Annotated in this window: 9 protein-coding genes; 3 read left to right on the forward strand and 6 right to left on the reverse strand. The window is 65.3% G+C overall.

What is annotated here, in order from left to right; all coding sequences use genetic code 11:
- Both G3N93_RS30480 and G3N93_RS30485 read right to left on the reverse strand, forming a co-directional pair.
- Positions 1 to 278 (reverse strand): SDR family NAD(P)-dependent oxidoreductase (locus tag G3N93_RS30480; protein WP_206134615.1); only part of this gene is annotated, 278 nt, incomplete at its 3' end.
- Positions 279 to 330: 52 nt separating this feature from the next.
- A complete protein-coding gene (locus tag G3N93_RS30485) occupies positions 331 to 1,071 on the reverse strand; it encodes an acetoacetate decarboxylase (RefSeq protein ID WP_009687317.1) in 741 nt (246 codons plus the stop codon).
- Between the two features lie 442 nt (positions 1,072 to 1,513).
- Between G3N93_RS30485 and G3N93_RS30490 the strand changes: the two genes are divergently transcribed.
- The gene (locus tag G3N93_RS30490; protein WP_206134616.1) at positions 1,514 to 2,095 is read left to right on the forward strand and encodes an undecaprenyl-diphosphatase; all 582 of its coding nucleotides are present in this window, start codon (positions 1,514 to 1,516) and stop codon (positions 2,093 to 2,095) included.
- 26 nt (positions 2,096 to 2,121) lie between these two features.
- On the opposite strand, the gene G3N93_RS30495 is transcribed toward G3N93_RS30490, so the two are convergent.
- The 4 genes from G3N93_RS30495 to G3N93_RS30510 form a co-directional block, all read right to left on the reverse strand.
- Entirely contained in the window at positions 2,122 to 2,346 is a 225-nt protein-coding gene (locus tag G3N93_RS30495; RefSeq protein WP_089446765.1) for a hypothetical protein, read from the reverse strand.
- 173 nt (positions 2,347 to 2,519) lie between these two features.
- The gene (locus tag G3N93_RS30500) at positions 2,520 to 3,341 is read right to left on the reverse strand and encodes a siderophore-interacting protein (protein ID WP_174940432.1); all 822 of its coding nucleotides are present in this window, start codon (positions 3,339 to 3,341) and stop codon (positions 2,520 to 2,522) included.
- A 38-nt stretch (positions 3,342 to 3,379) separates the two neighbouring features.
- Complete coding sequence (locus G3N93_RS30505) at positions 3,380 to 4,090, reverse strand: PadR family transcriptional regulator (RefSeq protein WP_206134617.1); 711 nt, start codon at positions 4,088 to 4,090, stop codon at positions 3,380 to 3,382.
- Between the two features lie 429 nt (positions 4,091 to 4,519).
- Complete coding sequence (locus tag G3N93_RS30510) at positions 4,520 to 4,906, reverse strand: hypothetical protein (protein WP_206134618.1); 387 nt, start codon at positions 4,904 to 4,906, stop codon at positions 4,520 to 4,522.
- On the opposite strand from G3N93_RS30510, the gene G3N93_RS30515 reads away from it, so the two are divergent.
- Positions 4,905 to 5,906, forward strand: coding sequence for an FHA domain-containing protein (locus G3N93_RS30515; protein ID WP_174940426.1), 1,002 nt, complete (start codon positions 4,905 to 4,907; stop codon positions 5,904 to 5,906). The genes G3N93_RS30510 and G3N93_RS30515 overlap by 2 nt on opposite strands.
- A gap of 56 nt (positions 5,907 to 5,962) precedes the next feature.
- Positions 5,963 to 7,173, forward strand: a 1,211-nt coding sequence (locus tag G3N93_RS30520) for a protein kinase (RefSeq protein WP_307873436.1), incomplete at its 3' end; no start/stop codon positions are given.

Genomic DNA, 7,173 nt, shown 5'->3' on the forward strand with positions numbered 1-7,173 from the left:
ATGCCCGCGTTCGACACGAGGATGTCGACCGAGCCGAACGTTTCGGCCACCTTGTCGATACCGCTGTTCACGGCTTCCTCGTTCGTCACGTCCATCGCGACGCCGATCGCCTTGCCGCCCGCCTTGATGATCTCGTCGGCAACGGCGTTCGCGCCGTCCTGGTTCAGGTCGGCGATCGCGACGGCCGCGCCCGCTTTCGCGAGCTCGAGCGCGATTTCCTTGCCGATGCCGCTCGCGGCGCCCGTGACGACTGCGGTCTTGCCATTCAGGTTACTCATGTTCGAATTCCCGTGGTGAAAGGATTGACAGGGAGAAAGGACTGCGGACGTGTTACTGAGCCAGGTAATCGTAGACGACTTCGCCGAGGCCCAGTGTCAAATCTGCGACCAGGTGGCGGGCTTCGACGATTTCGAGCACGGGCAGATCGGCCACGGGCGCGAGTGCGTGCGGCGCCAGCTCGAGTGATGCGGGGCCCGTCCATGCGCCCTTCATCTTGATGTCCTGCATGTAGTAGCGCACGAGTTCGCAGACGCGCGCGGTGCCGTCGACGTGCGGGATGATCTTCAGCAGGAAATTGGGGCCGGCGAGACGCTTGGTCTGCTCGTCGATGTCGAGCTCCTTGTGCTTGTAGCCCATCGTGCCGGTGGCGACGCGCACCTTGCCGTAGTCGAGCGTGCCGAGGATGTGGTCGGTGTTCACGTGCAGCGTGGGCGACGCGAGCTTCTTCGGGAAGCCCCACAACTCGCGGCCGCCGGCGATCGGCGGGTGATCGTCGAGATACATCGCGAGCGTATAGCCGCCCGGCTGGCCGTTGTACTCGACGGGAATCACCTGACCGCTTTCGGTGTAGTCGCCGAAGCCGGTCGAATCGGCCATGCGAATGAATTCGTAATGCACGAGCGGCTCGGTGACCTGCAGCGGCTCGGGGACGATTTCGCGGAGGCGGTCCGGATCGGTGCGATACGTGATGATCAGAAACTCACGATCGACGAAACGGTAAGGGCCCATCGGGAAGGCAGGGCTGGTCAACGGCATCGCAAACGCTTTCGATCGGACATCGCTGGGTTTCATGCGGACTCCTTGTTGTTGATCGCTTCGTGGGTGAGTGCTCGTAAGCTCGTAATGCTATGCCTGTGCGTTACCGTTGTGCGATGCCGCATTTGGAATTAATTGTTGCCGATTTCGAAGCATTCGCAGCGTAAATATTGAGATGAATGACGGAAACGGCGTGGACGGCACCCGGCGTCCCGATGTTTGCACACGTCGATGACGTCACGATGTGAAAAAGGTGAGTCTTTACGGGATGCAGGGTGAGCCTTTCCGGGAGACGGTCGCGCGGGAATGTGACAATTTCGTGAACTTGTGTTGCAGTGCAGGCTCTAAGTGCGTTCGCCGCGGCGGGCTTCGTCGCGCGCGGCCGCCCATTAAGCATCGCTTAAGCGGGTGCGCCTTAGCATCGTTCGTATCAGGCCGGGCAACCGGCCGATTTTTTACGCCCCACGCAACCGGATTCATGCAGACCCTCAATCTCACCCTCTTTTCCGCCATCAACGCCGGGGTTGCGCCGCAGCCGGGCGTTGCCCGCCTCGCCATCTTCGCCGCCGACTGGCTCGTCTATGCGTTGCCCGCGATGCTGCTGCTGACCTGGATCTTCGGCGCACGCCCGACGCGGCGCCAGGCGATTGAAGCCGGCGTCGGCGTGTGCGTGGCGATCGTGTTCGCACAGGTCATCGGACATTTCTGGTTCTCGCCGCGCCCGTTCATGGCCGGCGTCGGCACGCAACTGATTCCGCACGCGCCGGACAGCTCGTTTCCGAGCGATCACATGACGTTCGCGTGGAGCATGGCGGTCGGGCTGATGCTCGGCGGCACGACCCGGCTCACCGGGTTCGTGATGGCCGCGATGGCCGCGGCGATTGCATGGGGACGTATCTATGCGGGCGTGCACTGGCCGTTCGACATGGCGGGCGGCGTGCTGGTCGGCACGGCCGGCGCGCTGGCCGCGCACCTGTACGGGCAACGCGTGACCGCGCTGCTCGAACGGTTCGGCGATTCGGTGCATGCAGTCGTGATGGGCCGCCGGCACGCGCCGTAAGCGGCAGGAGATCGGGCAGGACGCCGTCAGCCGGGCGTCTTGGCCGATTCGGCCGAGGCGGACGGGCCGCCGCCCGCATCGTGCAGTTCAGGTGTATCGGCCGGGTGTTGCGCGGCGTCGCGGTCGAGTGCGCTTTCCTTCAGGATCGCGCACATCGCGACGAACAGCGCGAGTACCACCGCGGCAAGGCCGCAATAGCCGGCGATCTTCAGGTTGCGAAGGAACGGCGACGCGTGGCTTTCTTTTGTCATGACCGGGCGCTCCTGGGCGGGCTGCGGCGGCTGTCGCCCGACAGCGGCGTCGCTCCCACAGATATATACCAGTCGCGATAGCGGTGCCAAGCCCGCTGGTGCGCCGACGCCACGATTGTGACATCGGCCGGTCAACCTCAATCGGGTACCCCATTGCCGGGTACCTGCTCCCGTCAGTCTTCCAGCGTTTCGTGCACGGCCGCCGCGCCGCGCTTCCAGTAGGCCGCCGCGCGGATGCGCGACTTGTCGACGCCGCGCTCGCCGGTCAGGTGCTGGCGTACCGCGCGCATCGACAGCGCTTCGCCCGCTGCCCATACGTAGCCGTCGCCGGACGGCGGCAGCGGCAGGTCGCGCACGGCATGCAGCAGCACGTCGCCGTCCGCCGCGTCGGCTTCGGCGCGGAAGCGCCAGATTTCATGCACGTCGGCGCGCGTGTCGAACGCGATCTGCGCGGTGCGGTCCGCGACTTCCATCACGACGGCCACGCGCGCACCGGCCGGCAATTCCTCGAGACGCCGCGCGACCGCCGGCAGCGCCGTATCGTCGCCGATCAGCAGGTGCCAGTCGAAACCGGTCGGGACGACGAACGAACCGCGCGGGCCGCCGATGCCGAGCCATTGGCCGACACGTGCCTGGGCGGCCCACTGCGACGCGGGGCCCGGGTGGTTCAGCACGAATTCCAGATCGAGTTCGCCGGCGGCGCGGTCGAAGCGGCGCGGCGTGAAGTCGCGCGCGACCGGCTTCGGTTCGCCTTCCGGAAACTCGGGACCGTTCGCGCCGAGCGTCGGCAGCACGGGCCGTTCAGCGCCGGGCGGCGGGAAAAATACCTTCACGTGGTCGTCGAACGACGCGGATTCGAAATCCGCGAGATCGGGGCCGCCGAGCGTGACGCGCAGCAGGTGCGGCGTCACGGTGTGCACGCGCAGGACTTGCAGCAAGCGGAACTTGAGGGTGTGGCGCACGCGGGTCACGGTGCGGTCGGATGTGTTCTGCATCAATCCGTTCTCCTTAGGGTTGGACGGGGCGGCGCGCATCACGCGCCGGTGCCGCCTTCGATTTCGGCCGTCGCGCGGCGCATGATGGCCGCGATGCGGCGCTGTTCGTCGGCGTTGGCGGCGCTCTTGTGCAGCAGCGCGCGCTTGAGTGCGAGGCGCGCCTCGACGAACTCCGGCAGCCAGCCTGCTTGCACGTCGTCCTGCGTTTCGTTGCCCGCCGATTCCCCGGCGAACGCGCGGCGCATGAACTCCATCTTGCGCGCGAGGTGCGTGAGGCGGGCGAACAGCGTGTCGACGCGTTCGCGCTGGGTGTCGAGATGGGCGCGGCCGGCGTCGGTCAGCGCATAGCGCTTGCGGTTGCCTTCCGCCTGCGACGCGACGAAGCCGACTTCCTCGAGATAGGTGAGCGCCGGATACACCATCCCGGGGCTCGGGCTGTAGAAACCGTTCGAACGCGTGTCGAGCGCCTTGATCAGCTCGTAGCCGTGGCTCGGTTGCTCGGCGACCAGTGCAAGCAACAGCAACTGGAGATCGTCGGAGCTGAACTGGCGGCCGCGCGGCATGCCGTCGTCGCCGAAATCGCCAAAGCCGCCGCGCCCGCCACGGCCACCGAACGGGCCGCCGCCAAACGGATCGTGGCCGCGACGGTGGCGACCGATCGCGTACCAGAGACCGGTGAACCAGTCAGGGCGGCCATGCGCACCATGACCGTCGCATCGGGCATGGCCGCGGGAAGGGTTGTGTCGCATGATCGAGTCCTATATGTCGAAAAACATATCTAAAGATATATATCGAAAGATAGGTCGTCAAGGAGATTTATTGGGGTTGGATGGTGGGGGAGGGTGAGGCCGGCAGCTTGCGGCCGAGATTGCCGTCGATGCGCTCCATCGGGATCGTTGGCGAGTCGGTCACGACGATCGGACGGCCGACGCGTCGTCGGCTTCTGCAGCCTTTGCCAGCAATCGAACGTGACGCAGCGGCGTGCCGGCACGTATCAGCTTGCCGATGACACCGCGAAACCATGGCCGTGACGCACCTGAGCTTCGCAGTAATTCATGTAATGCAATATGCCAAAACACCGGGGATTATTATTTAAACGGATTGAACTATTTAATTTATTTTCTTTTGATCAAACAAAATTTCCGCGCGGGCAAAGGTATTTAATTGCACCCCGTCATTCAATGGGGTGCTTCTGCTTGGTTCAAGCCTGTCAAGGATCGTAGGGTAATTAAGATTTTCGACCCTTTATATCTGAACCGAAGCTTCACTGAAAATGTAAAGCATTGCAATATCAAAGCGGGATTTGAGCATTTCGATTGCGACGCATGATTTTGTTTGGCAGGATTTTCATCAAGTTGCTCGATTTTAAAAAATAAAACAGTCAGCCATTCAATTAGCCGAAATAACACGCGCCGGATGGGCAACGATTCGAAAGGAAGCTGACGAAGGAACTGGTAACGAGGCGGCGAACGGTCGACATCGTTCGCGATCATTGAATCAATCGCTTTGCCGGGCGTCGACGCGTCATTCGAGCGACCCGGGCGAATCCGATACGGGGCAGCCATGGCGATACTCAAGAACGATTCTTCCGGGGAAGCGTGCCTGCTCCGCGCGTATCACGTGTTCGGTCGCGATACCGCGCGCTGCGATACGGTCATCCGCGACGCGTCGGTATCCCGTGTCCATGCCCATATTCGCTGGGTCGGCGGGCTATGGGAACTCCACGATCACAGCAGCAACGGCACGTCGGTATCGGGCGTGCCGTTGCGCGACGGCGAGCACGCGGTGCTGCAGCGGGGCGACGTCATCCGGTTCGGCAGGACGGGTGTCGCTCCCTGGCGCGTCGATGCGCTCGACGATCCGGCCGATACGTTGTGGCCGGTACGGGGCTCTGCCCATCCGATCGTGCTCACGCCGCGCCAGATCCTGGCCGCCCACGCTGCGCAGCCGGTCACGATCGTCCAGTCGCCGGCCGGGGAATGGCTGTGCGACGACACGTTGCCGCCGCGCGCGCTCCATGACGGCGATGAAGTGTCGACGGGCGACTTCACGTGGCGCGTGGCGCTCGTGCGCCATGGTTCGACCATGACGCTGCGCGCGCCTGCCGATCCGGCCGCGCCGGCCCGATTGCTCGAATTCTTCGTCAGCCGGGACGAAGAGCACGCGCGTGCGCTGCTGCACATTCGCGGCGGCGTGGTCGACCTCGGCGAGCGCGCGCATCACTACAGCCTCGTCACCCTTGCCCGCGCACGCTCGACCGACATGCAGGCCGGCTACGACGCCGCCACGCAAGGCTGGATCGAACTCGACCGGCTGGCCCGCATGCTCGGTATCGATACGTCCCATCTCAACGTGCAGATTCATCGCGCCCGGAGCCAATTCGCGGCGCTGCCGGGGCTGGACGCGAGCCAACTCGTCGAGCGGCGGCGCGGGAGTGTCCGCTTCGGCGATTTCCCGTTCCGCGTCATGCGCGGCGAGCGCCTCGAATGCCAGTCGGTGCCGGGCGTCGAGCCGCGCATCGGCATGCATCGTCCGGCGCCGGATCCGGTCGTCCATTGCTCGTGAACGCGGAACGACAGCCAGGGTTGGCGACCGCGACACGTGCACGCGGCGTGCCTCACGTGCGTGAATCGCAGCAGCCCGCCGCGCCTTTCGCGACGTTGGCCGGCAAGCGACATTACCGGCTCGGTGCGTTGCTCGGCGAAGGCGGCGGCGGCGTGGTGTTCCGCGCGACCTGCGATGAAACGGGGCAAGACGTCGCGATCAAGCTGATGCGGGACGATGTCGCGCGAACCGCAACCGAGCGCGCGCGCCAGCGCATGCGCTTCCGGCGCGAGACAGGCCTGTGCGAGGCGCTACGTCACCCGAACATCGTGGCGCTGCTGGACCAGGGTGAAGCGCCCGACGGGCGGCTGTTCGCCGTATTCGAACGCGTGCAGGGCCAGACCCTGCGCGACCGGCTCGCGATGGAGGGGCCGCTGCCGGCCGTCGACACGGGACGGCTGATGACGGAGGTGCTCGATGCGCTCGCGGCTGCGCATCGCCGCGGCATCGTGCACCGGGATCTGAAGCCGCAAAACATCGTGATCGCGATGGCAGACGACGGGCCGCACGCGAAGCTTCTCGATTTCGGGATCGGCGCATTGCTGCCCGGCACGGCGGATATCGCGCCCCAGGCCGCGACGCTCGCGGCCGAGGTGCTCGGCTCGCCGTCATATTGCGCGCCCGAGCAATTGCGCAACGAACCGCCGACGCCCGGAAGCGACCTGTATGCGTGGGGCCTGGTCGTGATCGAATGCCTGACGGGCGAAGTCGTGATGCAGGGCGCAAGCGTGGCCGACATTCTGTATCAGCAGCTCAGCCCGGTGGATGTCGCGCTGCCACCGTCGATCGCGTCGCATCCGCTCGGCTCGGTGCTGAGGCACGCGTTGAGCAAGAATCCGGCGCAGCGTGCCGCGTCGGCCGACGAACTCGCGGCGCAGTTTCGCACGCTCAATTTCGCTGCGCTGGTCGGCCCGTTCGATGCCGGCCGTGCAAGCCGGCGCACGCGGCCGCACGTGCTCACACCGCGCGGCGAGGCGATCGCAACCGCTGGCGAATACCGGCAAGTCACCACGCTGTGCTGTTGCGTGACGATCGCCGGAGACGGTCGGCAACGCCATGCGGGAACCGATCACGGCGCCCTGCTCGACCATTACGAGGCGCAATGGCTGACGAAGTGCGCGGATATCGCCGTCGGCTATGGCGCACAGGTCGACGAGCGGCTCGGCGACACGCTGCTGCTCCATTTCGGCCTGCAAGGCGAAATCGACCGGCCCGCGCGCCGCGCGGC

Origin of the sequence: Burkholderia sp. Se-20378 (genome assembly GCF_017104665.1) — a bacterium.
GTDB classification, from domain to species: domain Bacteria; phylum Pseudomonadota; class Gammaproteobacteria; order Burkholderiales; family Burkholderiaceae; genus Burkholderia; species Burkholderia lata.